At 58.8% G+C, this 17,906-nt stretch carries 16 protein-coding genes and 2 pseudogenes; 7 read left to right on the forward strand and 11 right to left on the reverse strand.

Translation table 11 applies throughout. From position 1 onward, the window contains the following. Window positions 1-117: 117 nt before the first annotated feature. A pseudogene (locus tag AC5ZG1_RS36360) lies at window positions 118-951 on the forward strand (type IV toxin-antitoxin system AbiEi family antitoxin domain-containing protein). Window positions 952-976: 25 nt separating this feature from the next. On the opposite strand, the gene AC5ZG1_RS36365 reads toward AC5ZG1_RS36360, so the two are convergent. After that, window positions 977-1,171 carry a hypothetical protein gene (locus AC5ZG1_RS36365; RefSeq protein WP_496135765.1) on the reverse strand — a complete coding sequence of 65 codons (195 nt, stop codon included), beginning with the start codon at window positions 1,169-1,171 and terminating at the stop codon, window positions 977-979. Window positions 1,172-1,324: 153 nt separating this feature from the next. On the opposite strand from AC5ZG1_RS36365, the pseudogene AC5ZG1_RS36370 reads away from it, so the two are divergent. Next, a pseudogene (locus AC5ZG1_RS36370) lies at window positions 1,325-1,582 on the forward strand (phospholipase effector Tle1 domain-containing protein); the annotation flags it as partial. A gap of 217 nt (window positions 1,583-1,799) precedes the next feature. On the opposite strand, the gene AC5ZG1_RS36375 reads toward AC5ZG1_RS36370, so the two are convergent. Further along, window positions 1,800-2,393, reverse strand: a complete 594-nt coding sequence (locus AC5ZG1_RS36375; protein ID WP_496135766.1) for an NADPH-dependent FMN reductase — start codon at window positions 2,391-2,393, stop codon at window positions 1,800-1,802. A 1,243-nt stretch (window positions 2,394-3,636) separates the two neighbouring features. Here AC5ZG1_RS36375 and AC5ZG1_RS36380 point away from each other — a divergent pair. Further along, window positions 3,637-3,891, forward strand: a complete 255-nt coding sequence (locus AC5ZG1_RS36380) for a hypothetical protein (protein ID WP_496135767.1) — start codon at window positions 3,637-3,639, stop codon at window positions 3,889-3,891. A gap of 234 nt (window positions 3,892-4,125) precedes the next feature. Here AC5ZG1_RS36380 and AC5ZG1_RS36385 read toward each other — a convergent pair whose 3' ends face one another. Both AC5ZG1_RS36385 and AC5ZG1_RS36390 read right to left on the reverse strand, forming a co-directional pair. After that, complete coding sequence (locus AC5ZG1_RS36385; protein ID WP_496135768.1) at window positions 4,126-4,575, reverse strand: methyltransferase family protein; 450 nt, start codon at window positions 4,573-4,575, stop codon at window positions 4,126-4,128. Window positions 4,576-4,712: 137 nt separating this feature from the next. After that, entirely contained in the window at window positions 4,713-5,888 is a 1,176-nt protein-coding gene (locus AC5ZG1_RS36390) for an FAD-dependent monooxygenase (RefSeq protein WP_496135769.1), read from the reverse strand. A 695-nt stretch (window positions 5,889-6,583) separates the two neighbouring features. Between AC5ZG1_RS36390 and AC5ZG1_RS36395 the strand changes: the two genes are divergently transcribed. Beyond that, the gene (locus tag AC5ZG1_RS36395) at window positions 6,584-7,468 is read left to right on the forward strand and encodes a haloalkane dehalogenase (RefSeq protein WP_496135770.1); all 885 of its coding nucleotides are present in this window, start codon (window positions 6,584-6,586) and stop codon (window positions 7,466-7,468) included. Window positions 7,469-7,800: 332 nt separating this feature from the next. On the opposite strand, the gene AC5ZG1_RS36400 is transcribed toward AC5ZG1_RS36395, so the two are convergent. Next, window positions 7,801-8,604 (reverse strand): SDR family NAD(P)-dependent oxidoreductase, encoded by an 804-nt coding sequence (locus AC5ZG1_RS36400; RefSeq protein WP_496135771.1) that lies wholly within the window; start codon window positions 8,602-8,604, stop codon window positions 7,801-7,803. 46 nt (window positions 8,605-8,650) lie between these two features. Next, window positions 8,651-9,358 (reverse strand): glutathione S-transferase family protein, encoded by a 708-nt coding sequence (locus AC5ZG1_RS36405; protein WP_496135772.1) that lies wholly within the window; start codon window positions 9,356-9,358, stop codon window positions 8,651-8,653. Between the two features lie 741 nt (window positions 9,359-10,099). On the opposite strand from AC5ZG1_RS36405, the gene AC5ZG1_RS36410 reads away from it, so the two are divergent. Continuing rightward, window positions 10,100-10,723, forward strand: coding sequence for a TetR/AcrR family transcriptional regulator (locus AC5ZG1_RS36410; RefSeq protein WP_496135773.1), 624 nt, complete (start codon window positions 10,100-10,102; stop codon window positions 10,721-10,723). Window positions 10,724-10,876: 153 nt separating this feature from the next. On the opposite strand, the gene AC5ZG1_RS36415 is transcribed toward AC5ZG1_RS36410, so the two are convergent. From AC5ZG1_RS36415 to dsbD, 4 genes are all read right to left on the reverse strand, one after another. Continuing rightward, window positions 10,877-11,068 (reverse strand): L,D-transpeptidase, encoded by a 192-nt coding sequence (locus AC5ZG1_RS36415; protein WP_496135774.1) that lies wholly within the window; start codon window positions 11,066-11,068, stop codon window positions 10,877-10,879. Between the two features lie 18 nt (window positions 11,069-11,086). Beyond that, window positions 11,087-11,515: a L,D-transpeptidase family protein gene (locus AC5ZG1_RS36420; RefSeq protein WP_496135775.1), complete on the reverse strand. Its 429-nt coding sequence runs from the start codon at window positions 11,513-11,515 to the stop codon at window positions 11,087-11,089. Window positions 11,516-11,618: 103 nt separating this feature from the next. Continuing rightward, window positions 11,619-12,179, reverse strand: a complete 561-nt coding sequence (locus AC5ZG1_RS36425; RefSeq protein ID WP_496135776.1) for a DsbA family protein — start codon at window positions 12,177-12,179, stop codon at window positions 11,619-11,621. 26 nt (window positions 12,180-12,205) lie between these two features. Continuing rightward, window positions 12,206-14,029 carry a protein-disulfide reductase DsbD gene (dsbD, locus tag AC5ZG1_RS36430; protein ID WP_496135777.1) on the reverse strand — a complete coding sequence of 608 codons (1,824 nt, stop codon included), beginning with the start codon at window positions 14,027-14,029 and terminating at the stop codon, window positions 12,206-12,208. Window positions 14,030-14,133: 104 nt separating this feature from the next. Between dsbD and AC5ZG1_RS36435 the strand changes: the two genes are divergently transcribed. Together AC5ZG1_RS36435 and AC5ZG1_RS36440 are read left to right on the forward strand one after the other, a co-directional pair. Beyond that, a complete protein-coding gene (locus tag AC5ZG1_RS36435; RefSeq protein ID WP_496135778.1) occupies window positions 14,134-14,799 on the forward strand; it encodes a response regulator in 666 nt (221 codons plus the stop codon). Beyond that, the gene (locus AC5ZG1_RS36440; protein ID WP_496135779.1) at window positions 14,796-16,193 is read left to right on the forward strand and encodes an ATP-binding protein; all 1,398 of its coding nucleotides are present in this window, start codon (window positions 14,796-14,798) and stop codon (window positions 16,191-16,193) included. Before AC5ZG1_RS36435 ends, AC5ZG1_RS36440 begins: the two co-directional genes overlap by 4 nt. A gap of 295 nt (window positions 16,194-16,488) precedes the next feature. Here AC5ZG1_RS36440 and AC5ZG1_RS36445 read toward each other — a convergent pair. Next, window positions 16,489-17,906 (reverse strand): porin (locus AC5ZG1_RS36445; RefSeq protein WP_496135780.1); only part of this gene is annotated, 1,418 nt, incomplete at its 5' end.

Consider the following 17,906-nt stretch of genomic DNA (forward strand, 5'->3'; position numbering starts at 1 on the left):
TCTTGGTACACGACTTAATCGGCTGGGGTTTGATATTTCTACGATTTGATAAGTAAAGCGTAGCGAAAGACGATATCTCAAACTTGCGCGGTTTGAGGAATTTCCGATTTACTAAGTATGGCTAAGCGTTCCGGCGGTAAATTAAACCACCTCGAATGGACCCTCCCTGAGGGTCTCCTTGTCGATTCCGCATGGATGACGAAGCACGAATACTCGACGGCCCTGCGTAGCCAGTATGTCTCGTCAGGCTGGCTCGTTCAGCCGTCCCGCGGAACCTTCAAGCGCCCGCTCGGCACCCTGACCTGGCAGAAGGTCATCATATCGCTCCAGATCCTGCTTCAGCGCCCCCTCATAGTTGGAGGACGGACCGCGCTCGAACTGCAAGGCTTCTCGCACTAACTCCAGGCCACAGGACCCGCCGTCGGTTTACCTTTACGGCCATGATGCCCCGCCCGGCTGGTTATTCAAGCTGCCGCTCAAAGAACGATTCACCGTCCGGAAAAGCCAAGTGCTCTTCAAGTTCGATCCCGTTACCAAGGGACTCAAGAACTATGCCTGGAACGTTCAGGACAACACTGGCGAAGCTGGATCATTCAAGCAAGTCTGGGACCAGGCCGAGTGGCCATTGACCGTTTCGTCACCCGAACGGGCGCTGCTCGAATTGCTTGACGAGTTGCCAAACAATGAGTGCTTCCACCAGGTCGACATGCTCGTCGAAGGCTTGCGTAACCTCAGTCCGCGGCGAATGCAAAAGCTCCTGGAAGACTGCAAGAGCGTCAAAGTCAAACGCCTGTTCTTCTGGTTCGCCGAACGTCACAATCACTCCTGGCTCAAGCAAATAGACCGCAGCAAGGTCGACTTGGGGAAAGGGAAGCGCATGCTGGTAAAGGGCGGGAAGCTGATCCGAAATACATGATTACCGTGCCGCAGGACCTGAGTGCCCGTGTCTGAGCGATTTCAGCGCCGGGTCGCGCTGCTAATCGAAAATCTGCCGTTTGTGGCGGAGGAGAAAGATGCGGCTTCGGCAGCGAACGGTGTGCTCAGCCAGCTCGCGCTCTTCTGCTGCTGCTTCGAAGTTATGGACAATCAGGCCGTGCCGACGAAGCAATGACAGCGCCTGCGTCGCGATCGACTTCAAACGAAACCTTGGTAAATCAGCGATCTCGCTCATAACGGTCTGGCCGCAGGTCGGGGTCTACGCATGATCACCACCCGTGAGGTGAGCCGACGAACGGTTTGTAGGATCGGGCCGAGTGGAGACTCAGGCCGACTTGATTGCAGTGGAAAGCAGGGCCGATATAGGGTGTAGACCGTTTGGGAATTGGTGTGCGATGCCGAAGACTATTGTGATTTTTCCGACGGCACGGGCCAGGCCGGCGACATCAATTTTGATGAGGCGCGGACCAATGTTTACAAGCTATACCGCGCATGCCGTGTGGGCCCCGATACCAAAATCGAACCGTCCGCACAGATCGCATTCTACGACCCTGGTCTCGGATCGGCTTCCGACGGCGGTCACTTCAAGATCGGCTGGATGCGGTGGCTCTACAATCTGGCCAGCATGGCGACGGGACTCGGGATTACCCGCAATATCGTTGATTGCTATGCCGCGATCATCGGTCTCTACGAAGAAGGAGACGCATATTGCGGTTTGGCTTCAGCCGAGGCGCCGACACGGTGCGTTCCGTCGCGGGCGTCATGTCCTGTTGCGGCATTCCGCGGCATTTGCCTGACGGCTCTCCCCTGCGCCGCGACCCGAAGAGCATCCACAAGCTGGCCGCGCACGCAGTCATTAAGAGTCAGCCTTTCGCCCTGTCGGCGGCCCGACCCTCCATCGTTACCTCGGTCCACCATCCGAGATCGTCGAGTGTGGCTTTGGCGCTTGGGAGGATGGCGTCCTCGATCGTCGAAATCGGCTGCTTCCCCATCATCGGGTGGACCTTAAGGAACTCGCCGCCGCCGATATGCACAGCGGAACGGACGGGGACCATCTGTAGCTCGATGGCGATAGTCCTGAGATGTTCGACCGCCCTTGCCCCGCCAGTGCTGCCATATCCGAGAGCTGCCATGGGCTTTCGGTTCCATTCGACATAGGCGAGGTCGAGGGCATTCTTGAGCGATCCCGGCACGGACCGGTTGTACTCTGCCGTCACGAAAATATAGCCGTCGAACCCGGCAATCGTTTTCTGCCAGCGAACTGCGTTTGGATTCTGGCTGGGTACATGGGCGTTGGATGCGAGTTCGTTGAAGAACGGCAGGTCGAAATCCCGAATGTCGATGAGTTCGACCTCCCAGCCTTCGCGCTTGCGCGCGATCTCGTAAATCCACTTCGCCGGGATGTCCGCGAACCGCGCAGCCCTTGTGGAACCGATAATAACGGCGATCTTTGTCATGCTCGTTCTTCCTTTCGTCGCGTCCTGATGCGTTCTCATCAAGACAGCGCCGCAAGGCGATCAATGACTTGACGAGCTTCTTCTTTTCGTAGTGTTCCACTCCGCTAAGCGGGCGCGGGCGACGCAATTCGTCCCCGTGAGGGGTAGTGCGCACTAGTCTTTTGATCACCGGCCATGGTCAGACCGACTATCCGGCTTCTGCCATCTGCCGGGTTTGGCTTCTTTTTCAGCAGACCGGGTGCAATCGTGGTTGTCGATCACGACGCCGATGGTCATGCAACTCGCCGGCCGCACCATCCAGGTGGTCGCCCATGCAGCCAGCAAGGGCATAGGAACACCGGCTGGAGCCTGATGGCACTCGCCCTCAGTCGACAAGCGACCGCGGACGCAATGGAGGCAATAATGAACCACGCATGATGCGCTTTCCTTCTGTTTGCTGGAATGAGGAAAAGCACGCTACCTTAAGCGAACCTTAAGGACGCCGAATCGCGCGAAGGAGAATAGGCCAGGCTCTAATCTGACCCGTTCTAAGGATGTGCGCCATCCCTGGTCGGCCGACGTCGCTCGATCATGTATTTTGCGACACTCGAGTGCGCGACCCCAAGCCCGAGCTTGAGTAGTGGGCCGTCAATGTGCGGCGAGCCCAAAGCGGATGCTCTGTGCTCATCCACCGGATCAATCTGCGCAGCTCGGTCTCCATTCCTCCCCATCCTTGTGACTCCAACGCCTGTAGCAACGAAGGTCGGTCCTTTGCCAACGCACGAGTGTCTCGGACCGAATGATTCCGAGAACCTCCCGGATCGACGGACTCAACGATACAGCTGAATAAAGAAGCATCGATCATGGCTCGTCAGTTGGATCCGATCGCGCGGCTTACGCCTCAAGACCATCAACTGATGCCGAAGCACCGCGTTCTCAGCTTCAACCCTCAGCTTCGTCCTGAATGGCGAGGCCAGGACGGCCAGAATGAAACAGAGTAGTCCGATCCCCGGCAGCATAGGCGACGGCGTCACGTCAGCAACTCGGATACGTTTTCGGTGCACGCACCGTAGTACGTTGCGAACACCTGCAATCAGCGCAGTAGACCAGCACGCGCGTGCGCCGGGCGACCACATTTGTGCGACTTCGAGAAGATCGAGCAGATAGGCGAGACTGGCCGGAATTCGGGCTCTGATCTCAGGCCTTAAGTTCCACGTAAGTTTAGTTCGCAATCGTTGCCCAAGGCAAACAACGGAGCGTCCAAATGTCTCGTCTTTCAGTTTTCGCCGCTGCAGCTGTTTTGTCGGCGTTGGCGACAACCCCGGTGGCGTTCGCCAAGGAGCATCACCACGTCCGCAGAGCGCCGCAATACATGGGCACCGATCGTCCCAACCAAGCCTACGTCATTCCGGGCTTCGTGTACGCAGGGCCTCGGCCGCCGGTCCACCGCGATGATACGCCGACCTATGACGATCCGTCGAAGTTTGGCGGTGACGAGGCGTTGCCAGTGACGCACTGAGGCTTGAGATGCGCGCACGCGTGGATGCGGATCGCCTCATTCGCGCAAGCGTGCCGACGCGCTCGGCTGTGCATCCGCACCGCTGCACGTGTCGCCGAAGCAAATCAGCAATCGTTGAGCCCCGAACGGCGCCGATCAGGATCCCGCACTTACAACCAACCAGCGGCGGGGCTCAACGCACAACCGCTTTTGGGCCAAAACGGATCTGTCGGAGCGGTGCAATAGATCGAGTGCTCAGTCAGAGGGAGCGGCTTCGAACGGTGCGAAGCCTGCGCCGTCCATGAGCGGCACAATGCGGACAAGCCGGAAGCCTGCGCGCTCCAACAAGGATTGATATTCGGCATCTGTTCGCTCCAGGCCGCAGACGGTTACTGGCCAAATCGAACCCGGTACGTCTGAGCCGAGCGTGGAGCCTAATGGAGTGAGCTCGAACTCTCGCGAACTAATCTCACGGCACAGCCCGGCGCCCGCCAGAAGCGAAGCAAGCGGTAGAGCGTCGGGCTGAGTCTTCGTCTTTGCTGCCAACTCGTCACAGTGCGTCGGCCCGGTCAACAGCAGTTCAGGAATCTCGAGTTCAACGGCAACGTACAAGGCCTGAGAAATTCGGTATCCGCCGATCAGCCTGAAGATCTGGGCAAAATCGTCCGGCGAGGGAGGCTTTTCAGGGGAGATACCGGTGTCCATCGCAGATGCTCCGCTCCATCAATGAAAAGCCATCCAAAATGTTTGGTGTTCATCAGACTACTTTACCTTGAGGGAGCACCCCTCGTAGTTGTTAGCATCGATCACCATTCCATTCGCTTCAATTCTGTTGTTCCTTGCTATTGCAATCCCAGGTTTGCGGCGTCATGCGCATAGAGCCAGCCAATATTAGCGATCGAGCGGTCGCCAGACGTGGCCATTGCCTCGTCGCGGGCGCGCTGCGCGTCGCCATCGGGCAGATGAAAGCGGGTGCGGTTGGCGGCGCTCGCCTGCTGCAGCTTCGTGGCGCGGGGCTTGCGCACCGCCTCATAGCGTGCCAGCGCGCCCGCGATATCGTCTGGCATGGCCTTGAGCAGCGCCGCAAGTGCGGCACCGTCCTCGATCGATTGCGCGGCGCCCTGCGCCATCATGGGCAGCATGGGATGGCAGGCATCGCCTAGAAGCGTGACGCGACCGGCGCTCCAACACGGCAGCTCGGCGCGGTCGTGCAGCGCCCAGATGAAGGTCTCGGGAAAGGCGCCGACCAGGCTGCGCACCATCGGATGCCAGCCCTCATAGCGCGCGAGCACGTCGGCCACCTCGCCTTTGTCGGTCCAGGACTCCTGGGTCCAGTCACCGTGCTCGACGACGCAGACCACGTTCATCATCCGCCCGGCCGAAACCCAGTAGTGCACGACATGGCCGTCCGGTCCCAACCAGCTGTGCGAAGCGATCCCGATGCTGAGATGTCTGATGCGCTCGGCCGGCACCAGCCCGCGCCAGGCAACGCAGCCGGTGAAGCGCGGTTTCTCAGGACCGAAGACGAGACTGCGCACACGCGAATGAATGCCGTCGGCCCCGACCAGGAGGTCCGCTTCCGCCGTCGCGCCGTTCTCGAACCGCGCGATCACGCGCTCGCCCTTCTGCTCCAGCCCGGTGAGCTTGTGGCCGGTATGCAAACGCTCCTGTGGCAACGCACCGGCCAGAAGGCTGACAAGATCGGCGCGATGGAAGTGGTAGTAGGGGGCACCGAAGGCCGCCTCGACCTCGGGCCCGACCGGTGCGTGCTGCAAGGTACGTCCATCGTCCCAGCGCCGTTGATGTATCGCCCGCGGCCGCATACCGACAGCGTCCATCGCCGCCTTGAGGCCCAGCCGCAGCAGGAGCCGAGAGGCGTTGGGACTGATCTGGATGCCTGCGCCCATTTCGGCAACATGCGGCGCCTGCTCGTAGACATGGGGGTCGAGCCCTGCCTTCTGGAACTGCAACGCCGCCGAGAGCCCGCCGATTCCGCCGCCGATGACCACGACTTTCATGCGAACTCCTTTGCTGGGGAAGCGCATTAATCACAATCTGTCGAATGTGATGGCTAGGCCCACACCTTCGTATGGGTTGGTTCACGCATCCTCCTACCATCCTTGAGCCAAAACCAACATCAACCACGATATTCCAGTGTTCACCGAAAGCCAGCTAAACGCGAACGTAGTGATGATGAAGCCCGCCAAGTATGGCCCCCTCTGAAATGCCCAAGCACCTGCCTTTCCATAAATTGTGATTGCGCAGTGCGTCGTTTGGCGAACGCTATTGGCGAATGAGGCCACCGTTGGTTGAACGACGATCTTGTTCGCGGTTGTTTTCGGAGACGCGGGCTGCCTTGGGTAATCCGAAGGGAAACTCTGTCCCAGTTCTTTCTCAGAAGCCGTTATGTCCTATTGGTGAGCCTGATCATCGTGTCGGGCGTCGATGGGGAGCCGTAAAAAGGGATGTCCTTGCTATAGCTGCACCTCCCACTGAAGCGTTAATCTTCAGCCGAAGTCTTCCGAAGCGGTTATGCCGTAGCTGCTTTCACGACGAAGTGAGCCGCATGCCTGTAACCGAACCCGGACGAGCCGCGAAATATAGTCCTATCAGATCAGGCCAGCGAAGCTGCGCGCAGGCGGAGAAGGTCTTCCGTTGGGCGCCCGCAGCGGCTCAAGGGCTGTCCTGGTCGGCCGATACAGGAGAAGCAAACATGATCCCTGCGGCATTTCCGTACAAAAAAAAGCGACGGCGCGTCCTCGGCCGTGAGATGGCGTATGTGGAGGTGGGAGAGGGTGACCCGATTGTGCTGTTGCACGGTAATCCCACCTCGTCATACCTCTGGCGCAACGTGCTGCCGCATCTGGAGCCACTAGGCCGTTGTATCGCCCCTGATCTGATCGGTATGGGCGACTCCGACAAGCTGCCCGACAGTGGCCCCAGCTCATACCGCTTTGTCGAGCACCGTCGCTACCTGGATGCCTTGCTCGAGGCTCTGGAGGTGCGCGAGCGGGTCACGTTTGTCATCCACGACTGGGGTTCGGCCCTCGGCTTCGATTGGGCCAACCGCCACCGCGACGCCATAAGGGGTATCGCGTACATGGAGGCGATCGTTGGGCCGCAGTATTGGGACCATTGGGACCGGTTCGGAATGCGTCCAGTCTTGCAGGCGCTGCGTTCCGAGAAAGGCGAGACGATGGTCTTGCAAGACAACTTCTTCATCGAGAATATCCTGCCAGGTGCCATCCTGCGCACCCTCTCCGCCGAAGAGATGGCAGAGTACCGACGACCGTTCGCGAAGCCAGGTGAGGGCCGACGGCCGACGCTGACATGGCCTCGGCAGATCCCGATCGAAGGCGAGCCCGCCGACGTGACTGCGATCGTGACTGCCTACGCGGACTGGCTGGCTACAAGCAATGTGCCGAAGCTGTTCTTGAGAGCCGAGCCCGGTGGGATCCTCGCCCACGGCGCGGTTCTCGACTTGGCTCGCAGCTTCCCAGCGCAGACTGAGGTGACGATCTCGGGTATCCATTTCGTCCAGGAAGATTCGCCCGACGAGATCGGACGGACCGTCGCCGGCTGGATGTCGGAGCTATAGACTGCACTTACCTGGAGATCGCGGGACTTCGAACCGTCATGGATGCCCTGAGCAGTACGCCCAGCGTGTGGCCGACTCCTGGCGATCCGCAATATTTGCGCCAATGTGTGCACATGAGCTTGCGGCGCCTGAAGTTGAATCGCGCACATCCACCGCGAACGCGTCAAAGATCGGGAACGTCTCTTAGTCGAACCGTTGCGCGCGTTCGTAAAAAGTTCGTGCTAGTCTCGTCCCATTCTCCGCTTTCGCTTCGCCTCCACCTAGAGCGCAAAGTGTCGCAAGAGTATCCTTCTGTTGTTATCGTGTCATTGCGCGGCAACTCTAGTGACCCGTTAGAGCGCCGAATGATCGCGAACTGCCTCGGCCAGTGCTGACTTAAGAGCTAGGAACCGCTGATCGAGCGCGGCTGGGTCCTCGCGGTTCAAGGTGGTCATCTTCGCCCAAAACTCGCCGCCTCGAATTACTTCGAGGGCGTTGTGTTTTATTCCCTCGATAACGGCCGCGGCAACGGCACTCGCCGGCTCTCGCGCAAAGCCGAGCTCGGGGCCTGCACGCGACGAACGATTCATCGGCGTCTCGGTCGCCCCCGGATAGACCGTCATGACATGCACGCCCTCGCCCTTCAGTTCCCGGCGAAGCGATTCACTAAATTTAGCCAAGCCGGCTTTGGCCCCGGCATAGGTGGCATAGAACGGCGCCGCGACAAGCGCGACACCCGATGTAATGTTCACGATTAGGCCGTCGGCGTTCGCCCGCAACGCGGGCAGGGCCGCCCGCGTCAGCAGGATCGGCGCGACCAGGTTGACCTCGATCATCAATCGGATCTCCTCCTCGGTGCTGTCCTCCAGCCGACCGGCCCTAACTCCGCCAGCATTGTTGACAAGTACATCCAGACCGCCGAGCTTCTCGAGCGCGCAGGTAAGCGTCATCTCCCGACCTTTCTCCGTGCTGACATCCGCAGCAACGTACTCGACACGGCCACCCTGACGTAGCTGCTCAGCGGCAGTGCGCAGAACATCCGGCCGTCGACCGGTAATCGCTACCTCCGCTCCGTTGGCCAACATCGCCTCGGCGGTGGAAAATCCGATACCGCTGGAGCCACCGGTGATCAGCACTCGTTTTTTCTGAAGTTTCATTGGCTGTCTCGCTTTGTTTCGCTTTTGCCGATTTGAGGCGGCGGGCCTAACGAGCGACTTTCGCATAGTTGGAAGGGAAGAGTGCGCGGCGCGCGTCTTCGTCCATTTCCTTGTTGAAGGCGTGGGTTTTCCCCACCGCGCGAGCTCGCGCCACGGCCGGGCGCGCATCGATCGCCCGAAACCAGCGTTCGAGATTAGGAAACGCCGCTAGGGGTACCCCATCGCCCGGCAACACACGTGGGGCGCGATCCAACCATCCCCATGCGGAAATATCGACGATTGAATAATCGTTCCCAACGATAAAATCGCGTCCCTTTAGATGCTCATCGAGCACCTCGTAGTGACGCTCGACTTCTCTTCGGTAGCGATTGACGGCGTAGGCGAGCTTTTCTGGAGCCGCGTACTGGAAATGTACGGCTTGTCCCGAGAATGGGCCGACGCCGGTTGCGATGAAGAAGAGCCATGACAACAATTCCGGTCTATCAGCCGGTGAACCGATCAGACGTCCTGTCTTTTCGCCAAGGTAAAGCAGTATCGCGCTGGAATCGAAAACCCGCGCCTCCTTACCGCCAGGTCCTTCCGTATCGACGATGGCAGGCACCTTGCCGTTGGGATTAACCGCGCGGAACTCCGGCGTGTGCTGTTCACCCCTGCTGGTATCAACCGGGACCAATTGGTAGGCCAAACTGACTTCCTCAAGCATCAGCGCGATTTTTGCCGGATTGGGCGTTGGGTGGAAATAGAAACGGAGCATCGATCTTCTTCCTTATACTGCTTGGATTGGCGAAGGCTGCAGCGAACACGACCATCATCGCGATGATGCAGGTGGCTGTCGTCGAATGCCAGAACGGCCGTTCACCGGGGACCGGGATTGCCAACACGGTCGCTCTCACCAGCACAAACGCAGTGGTTGTCGGGCTGCGCGCGGTCCGGGCGAGACGACGGCGCGATTGAAGACCACGATTATCATGACCCCACGAGTTCCAGACCGGATGCTTGAGTGAGGATCGAAACGCCAAATCCGATATAAAACGGCAGATGGAAGACAGCGGACCGGCGGCAAATCGGCGCTGCAGTCTGACGCGGCGTGGGGTTCCGCTGGTCGCAGCCGCAGCGCCCACATTACCGCGGACGTCGCAAGGGCTACGGCACTGCCGATGGCGAGGCGACCGACAGACGGCGTGCCCCTCCAATGATCGGACGGGACCCGGCTCGGACGTGTCGTCGAGTTTTCAATGGTAGTTGAACTCATCGGACTTGTAGGCACCAACGATCTATATCCGTGATCGGCCATCGTTTTAGATCAGTCGATCTAAAACAGATCAAGCGCGCGTTTTGCAGGACCGCATTGTGATTTTGGACACTCGCCGGTAATGGTGGCGGTAAGCCGACTGACTCGAAAACGGGCGCTGACTTCGATTGTCAGGCAGCCGCGCTGAATGCTATTGGATTGTTTTCAGCCAGCGAAGCGTTGGATGGAAGGAGGTAGGACATAATGGCGAGGCCGCGCGAGTTTGACGAAGCCGCCGTGCTGGACGCTGCCATTGAAAGATTCTGGCAGCGCGGCTATGAGGCGACCTCGGTGCGCGATCTGGCCAACGAAATGAACATCGCGGGCGCCAGCCTCTACAATGCCTTCGGCGACAAGCGGACTTTGTATGAGCGCTCGCTCAATCGGTATCTCGACCAGACGTTCCGTGAACGCATTCACCGCATCGAATCCACTTTTCCCCCGCGCGAGGCGATCAGCGCCTTTCTTGCGGAGATCATCAAGCGCTCCCTCACTGATCAGCAGCGCCGCGGCTGTCTGCTGGTAAACTCCGCCATCGAGAGCGCGCCGCACGACGCCCAATTCTTGGGTATCGTGGCAACATTTCTCGAGGAAGTGGAGGCTTTCTTCCTTCGATGCGCTTCGGAAGGTCAGAAAGAGGGGACCATCGCGCGAGCCCATTCGGCCGAGGACCTTTCCAAGTCTCTTCTTGGGATTCTCCTCGGTATACGTGTGCTCGCGCGCGTTCGCCCCGAACGCAAGCTGCTGGAGGGCCTCGTGCGACCGGTGCTCGGGTTACTTGACGATGCCATCCAATCAGGAAGCCCGCGACGCGCCAGAACCAACTGATGGTAAACATTCGAGTGGCGGCGAGGTGCTTTCGACGTTGGGTTCCGAATTATTTCAATCCCCTCGGCTCGGCTGTGCAACCGTCGCCTACCATAGCTTCATGGAGTGGGCGGTGGACGTCTTCGCTGAGAGGACGACGACTTTTGTCCCGAGCTAGACGTGTGAATAGAGGTCGATCACGTCCTGGTTCATCATGCGGATACATCCGGAAGAGACTGCTTTGCCGATGCGGTCCGGTTCGGTCGTTCCATGAATGCGGTAACGCGTATCCTGTCCATCCCTGAAGAGGTAGGGCGCGCGAGCCCCAGCGGTTTTCCCATGCCACCTTCCATCCCTCTCGCCCATTTTGCGTAGCGGATCGGTTCACGGGCGATTATGGCACTCGTCGGTTTCCAGCGCGGCTATTCCTTTTTTGTCGGGTACGAGGCCCGTCCCGGCAAAAGTCAAGCCCTTACGGCCCACGTCGACGCCGTAGCGGATGGCTTGGTCGCCCTTCTGAATGAGATAAAGAAAGCGACTATGTGGATCGACGACAATGGTACCGGGTCGATAGGGCGATCGATAGGTGACAATCTGCTTGACGAATTGTGGATCCACCTGAGACGTGTCGACTGCATCAACTGGAAACTTTTCCGCGCGAAGCGCGGCGTAATCTGCCTTGGTATCGGAGGCTGTAGGAGCTGAAATTATTGCCGACGATCCGACCGTAACGGAGCATCCTGCAAGAGCAGTGGCTGAGATGCAGGCGAACAGGACGAGCCTCAGCCGCTCGCCAATACAACGACCCAGCATGATTTCCGGCCCCGAGGATCCGCGCGCTTACTTAGCTTTCTGACGCAGACGCGCGTCGGCCACCACGCGGATGAAGCCCTGCTCGTTCAGGGCCTGGTTGACCTTATAGGCGCCCACAAGGGAACCCCGGTGTTCCCTGCAAGCCAATCGCTTCGGCAATATTCAGATTTCGTTTAATCAACTTCGCGATGCCGTCGGCATGCGCGATCATATCCGGATCCAATCGCGCCGCATCGATGCCTGCATTGCGGGTCGCTTCAATCATCTTCTCCTGGCCTACTCCGTAGCCCGGGATGTGCATCAGGGCGTGATGCACCGGGAGGTATTTGCCCTGATATTTCGCCGCCAACGCAAGGCGCGCACCGATGATCGAGGTCGGGTGCAGGATCGGCCAGTCCTTGTAAACCACGCGGATACGGCCGTCATCCTTGACGACCTTCTCGAGATTTTTTGCCGCCGCCTTGCAATAGGGACAATTGTAATCGAAGAAGTCGACGATGGTCAGATCGCCGTTCGGATTGCCGCCCGTCGGTGTCTCGGGATCGCTCAGGATCATATCCCGCGTGATCTCGTCATCAGCGAAGGCGTCGCTCGACGCGACAAGAACGGTGGCCGAAAGAACTGCCAGTCGGAAAAACTGAGCTCGGGAAAGCGGATTAATCAAAGTAGTCTCCTATCCGTTTGATGTGATCAGGCACGCAGGACCTTCGCAAGTTTGTTCAAGAAGCCCGAGACGCCGATATCGCCCACCACGCGCGCTTCCTGAATTTCGCTGCCATTAGGATTAAGAAAGACAATCGTCGGAGGCCCCACGACCGCGAAGCGCTTCATCAGGTTCTTGCTATCCTGATCGAAATGCGTGAGGTCGGCTCGGACGAGCAGCATTCCGCGCAGCTCCTGCCGTACGGCATCTTGCGAGAAGACGTTTCGCTCCATGAGCTTGCATTCCGTGCACCATTCGGCAGAGAAATCGATCAGGACCACCCTTCCCTGCCTCCGGCCGAGATCGATCGCATCTTCGAGAGCGGCCTCGTTCGTCACGGTCCGAAACCCGTCTGCCTGGGCAGTCGCGTTGGCTGCTGACGTCACGAGACCCATCGCAGCCAGCGGACGGAGTGGCTCGTAGCTCGATGTGCCTGCGCCAGCCGCGAGCGTAACGCCGTAGACCATTGCCAAAGCGCCGGTCGTGACCGCCGCGAGGTGAGGCAACCGGCACCGCCGGGCCATCAGGACGGCCGCAATGAAGTAGCCTCCGGCCGCAAGAAACAGGCCTCCGCATGCCGTCGCTACGAGCCGCATCGGGATGACTCGCGAACTCATCCAAATGGCGAGCGCGATGAAGATGAAGCCGAACATGTGCTTGACCCGCGCGAGCCACGGCCCGGAGCGTGGAAGTATTCTGGTGCCCAGCACGCCAAAGGCGACAAGCGGGAGGCCCATCCCCAACTCCAGGGCAAATAGTGCCAGTGAGCCGCGTATCACGAGCCCAGTCTGAGCCACGTAGATCAACGCGGCGGCAAGCGGCGGGGTTACGCACGGCCCTACGATCAGAGCGGAGCCGAAGCCAAGTGCAGCGGCGCTGCCGATGGACCCTTTGTTCCCTGCCTTTTCCGCAAGTCGCAACGTCCACGACCGCGGCAACTGGACCTCGTAAAGACCGAACATGGAGAGCGCGAGCGCCGCAAATACGAGACTCATGGCGGTTATTGCCGCCGGCGTCTGCAAAGCAGTCTGTAGATTCTCGCCCGACCATGCCGCGAAGACCCCGAGAGCGCCGTATGCTGCAGCCATCGCGAGGACATAACTGGCCGACAGAACGAAACCACGTCCCAGCGAGAGCTCGCCGCCCGAGCGCGCAAGCATTCCCGACATGATTGGAATCATGGGAAACACGCGGGGCGTCAAGGACAGCAAAATACCGAAGCCGAGGAAGGCGAACAACATCGACGGGAGACTGTTGCCAGACAGGGCCGCTGACTCCGACGCGATTTCGCTGGCCGTTTCCGGGGTGACCTTTTTGGGAACCAGGAGGTTGGCGCCGGACACCTCGGAAGGAGGCGCGATCCTGGCGTCTCCTTCGGTTGCATCACCAACCAACAACGTCGAAAGATCGACTGTCTTCGAGATAGGCGGGTAGCAGATGATGTTTTCCGCACACCCTTGATAAGTGACGATCAGGCTGCCCTCGGCGGACGCAAGCTCCGGCGCCACGGTCGCTGCCGCTGATAGATGATAGACCTCGGTTGGTCCGAAATTCGGGTCATCCTTGAGCTCGCCGGCTTCGGTCTCGATGCGAACCGGCCGGCCGTCGATGGTCGCCGTGATGTGGTCCCGGTAGAGGTAGTGACCCGGCGCAATGGTCCATCCTAGCCTCACCCCGCCCTTACCCGCCCACTCCGCGTGGAACTGAAAAGCCTGATCGGCCGATTTGATTCCGGCTGCCTCGGCCGGAGCCGCCGCCGCCGTTAGCGCCATGAGCAAAGTAACAAATACGAGTATGCGCCCGTATGACATGGAGTCCCCTTTCCGCCACGGCCTGGGGTCCATTTCGGGCCGCCACCTTAAGCCAGCCTTAAGGTCCGCCGCCGACGCGAAATTCAGAATGAGGAGCGGCTTCAATGCGAATTTTGGTCGTCGAGGATGATTCAGTTCTCGCGGACGGTCTAAAAGTAGGCCTCGGATTGTACGGTGCGACGCTCGACGTGGTCGCCACTTGCACGGACGGACAGGCCGCGCTCGCAACAGACGAGTTCGATGCAGTCGTGCTGGACCTCATGCTTCCTGATGGATCCGGCCTGGATCTATTGACATCGTTGCGTGCCAAGGGCCACCGGATCCCGGTTCTCCTCTTGACCGCTCTTGATGAAGTGTCGGATCGAATTAAGGGACTGGATGCGGGTGCCGATGACTACGTTGGCAAACCCTTCGATCTGGACGAACTCGCAGCCCGAGTCCGCGCGATCAGTCGCCGGCAGCAAGGCCGCGCATCGCCTTACGTGTCTCACAATGGAGTGACGCTTGATGTGGCACGCTTGACGGCGGCCGTTGATGGAACCGTCATCAGCCTATCGCGTCGGGAATTTGCGATCCTGTCGGCGCTTATGGATCGCCCGGGCATTGTTCTTTCCAAGAGCGATCTGGAAGCGCGCCTTTATGGCTGGCAGGAAGAAATCGAAAGCAACACAGTCGAAGTCCACGTGCATAAGCTCCGTAGTAAGATTGGACGATCCAAAATCGAGACGTTAAGGGGTATTGGCTACCGCGTGAGACCGGCTTCATCATGAATTCTCTTAAGCGCAAGCTGTTCTTCATCCTTGTCGTGACAACAGGCCTCATTTGGATAGCCGCGACGTGCTGGATTTATGTTGGCACGACGCACGAGGTTGAGAACCTTCTCGATTCAAGGCTACAAGAGGCAGCGCGCATGGTGTTGTCGTTGGCGTCGAGCAACGGCATCAGCTCCTTCCAAAAGGATTCGGACTCAAGTCACGCGGCCGAGTTCTTGACCTATGATCGCCAGCTTTCCTGCCAGATTTGGTCACTTGACGGTCGCCTTGTGGCAAGGTCCAGCGGTACCCCGAATGAGAGTCTTAGCGACAATCGCACGGGCTTCTCGGAACGCACGATCCGGGGCGAGAAGTGGAGAGTCTTCACTGCTGAGGATCCCACGAAAAATCTTCGAGTCCTCGTAGGCGACAGACTGGGACTGAGGGAAACGTTTGTGGCCGACATTATGAAGGGTCTTCTCGCTCCAATGTTCCTGGCAATCCCCGTTCTCGCATTCCTTATCTGGGCAAGCCTCAATCAGGGTCTTCGACCGTTGCATGCGCTGGCCGCGGATCTCCGGCGGCGCAATGCCGACGACTTGACCCCAGTCGAGACAAAAGGAATTCCGAAAGAGATCCTCCCCATGGTTTTTTCACTTAACAATCTGTTCGAAAGAGTTAGGGAGGCTCTTCGTCACGAGAGACACATCACCGCGTTCGCTGCACATGAGCTGCGCACTCCCTTGGCGGGTTTGCGGACCCAAGCGCAGATCGCAATGACGGCGCGAGACGCGAACATACGGCAGGCAGCGCTCAGTCAGATACTGTTCGCCGTAGATCGCACCACTCGACTTGTTCGTCAGCTACTAACCATCGCCAGGCTCGACTCCGGGGCCGACGCGCCCCTAACGGAGCTCAACGTGGGAGAGGTTTTGGAAGAGGTGATCGACACCCTTCTATCGTCGGACAGGAACGCCGACGTTATTGTTGATCCGATCCTGCGTAGCACTGTTGTCACCGCGAACCGAGACTCTCTTCTGCTCGCCATCCGAAATTTACACGAGAACGCCGTCCGCCACATGCCACGGCGAGGAACGATCCGCTGGTCCTCGGAGACGACCCAAGATGGCACAACCGTATTTGTCGAGGACACCGGCCCGGGCATTCCGAAAGAGGAGCTCGCATTGGTTACCAAGCGCTTCTTCCGCGGCCGCAACAAAAGCTCGCTGGGTAGCGGGCTTGGACTTTCCATTGTGGATATGGCGGTACGGACGAGCGGAGCGCGGCTCCGCTTGCTCAACCGGGAAGATATCTCAGGGCTGCGCGCCGAGATTATTTGGGATACTCGGTCGGTCCAGCGCTCTTCAAAGGCAGGCCCTGATAAGCTAAGCGTAGTGGCCGAATTCTTCTAGATCCCGTAATCGTCAGGTTTTGCCGCAAAAAACGCGACGATGGAGCGGAGTTGAAAGTGCAGGGGATGCGGCATCTGATCCGACTAGCTCCGACCCGCCCTGCCAACGTCCTCGACGCTAAACCCATCATTTAGCTTCGATCCTTCCCCTCGACGGCCGCGCAGTTCCCGTCTTGCCGGCGTTTAAGATCTCGCACCGGTTTCGCTGATCCTCCACCGTCCCCAACCGCACCTTCCTATTCGAAGTGGAGACGGCACCCATTGAGTTGAAGCTGTATGGCTTTAAGCGCAGGACTTCAAAAACGATACCGGAGCCCGACTGTCGGATCGATCGTAGATCTCTGAAGAAAGCCGCTGGCTAGGCCATTCGACACTTGCGTCCACATTATGCCAGCGTACACATCCATATGTTGCGAATATTTGTAATCCGTCAAGAACGAGAGCGCATCGAGCTGGCCACTGCATTGCGCAAGACTGGCATTCGAACAGCGCCCGGCATTGAAGCTGGTTCCTGGTGCTCCGTGATAGCTGTTCTGCTCCTCGTGATAATAGGCGAATTTCAAGTCGAGGTCAGGTCTGGCTTCGTATGTTGCACCGGTCCAAAATATTTGGAGCATCCTGTCCGTAGTAAAGCTATTATTGGACACGGTCCCGAGCACATATCCGCCCGTGATGAAATCGCCCGGGCTCAACGGTGTTTTTGGATTCGCGAACTGGATGTGCTCATACCCGCCGAAGAATTTGAAAGGACCGATGGCGTACTTTGCAACCAGCATGTAGCTGGTATTGTCCGAGATCGTTCCGGCGACCAGTCCATTCCCGATATTCGTCGGTAGTCCATTAGGAAGTGGAAATGGCAGCGGGCTCGCAGAGATTGCGCCATTGATCTGACTGAGAATCACATCCACGGACAGACCGAGGTAACTCCCGCCCACCTGCGCCTGCATTGCATTGCGGGGTCCTGCATTGGGGCCTGAGCCAATCTGTGCTTGAATTGCGCCACGCACGGGACCCAAATTCACGCCATACTTGAGTGAATTGTCCAGGATCCGATTTTCTGTATCGCCACCGCCGCCGGTGGCGCCCTGAAAGCCAATGACGGAGAAGGCACTGGCGCTCGCCATCGGATCGTAGGCAACTACAGCCTTAGACGTCAAAGCGGCTTGCCGCCCGTATGTCAGTGTGCCGTAGGTCAGAGAACTCAGACCTGCGTAAGCCGCGACATTGAAAGCCTGACCGGCTTTGGCGGAATCGGCAAACGAGTTCTGCCTGTCGATCGGCAGACCATTGTTCTGCACTATGGATCCCACTCCGTCGGAAAGCAGGCCCGACTGCGGATTGAATGCAGTTTCAAGTTTGAATATGGCGGCGACGTCATCCGCGATGTCCTGCTTACCTTTAAGGCCGATGAACGACCCGGCAAATCCATTAGCGCCTATGCCGAAATACGATCTGTTACTGTTTCTCGCAATCAAATAGTTCACGCCGGTGCCTGCAGTGGGGCTCAACGGAGCAGCGTGACTCAGATCGGTCAGTCCCACGTCGACCTGGCCATATAGCGTAAGACCATGCCAGGTCAGGCTGTCACCCATGGGCACCTTCGGACCTTTGGTAACAGCCATCGCATTCGCCGGCAGCGGTAGTGTGCGGAAGGTTCTGCAAAAGCCTGAGAGGCTGGAGCGGTCATGGTAAGTCCGGTGATTGCGAAGATCAC

The organism is Bradyrhizobium sp. Leo78 (assembly GCF_059512425.1).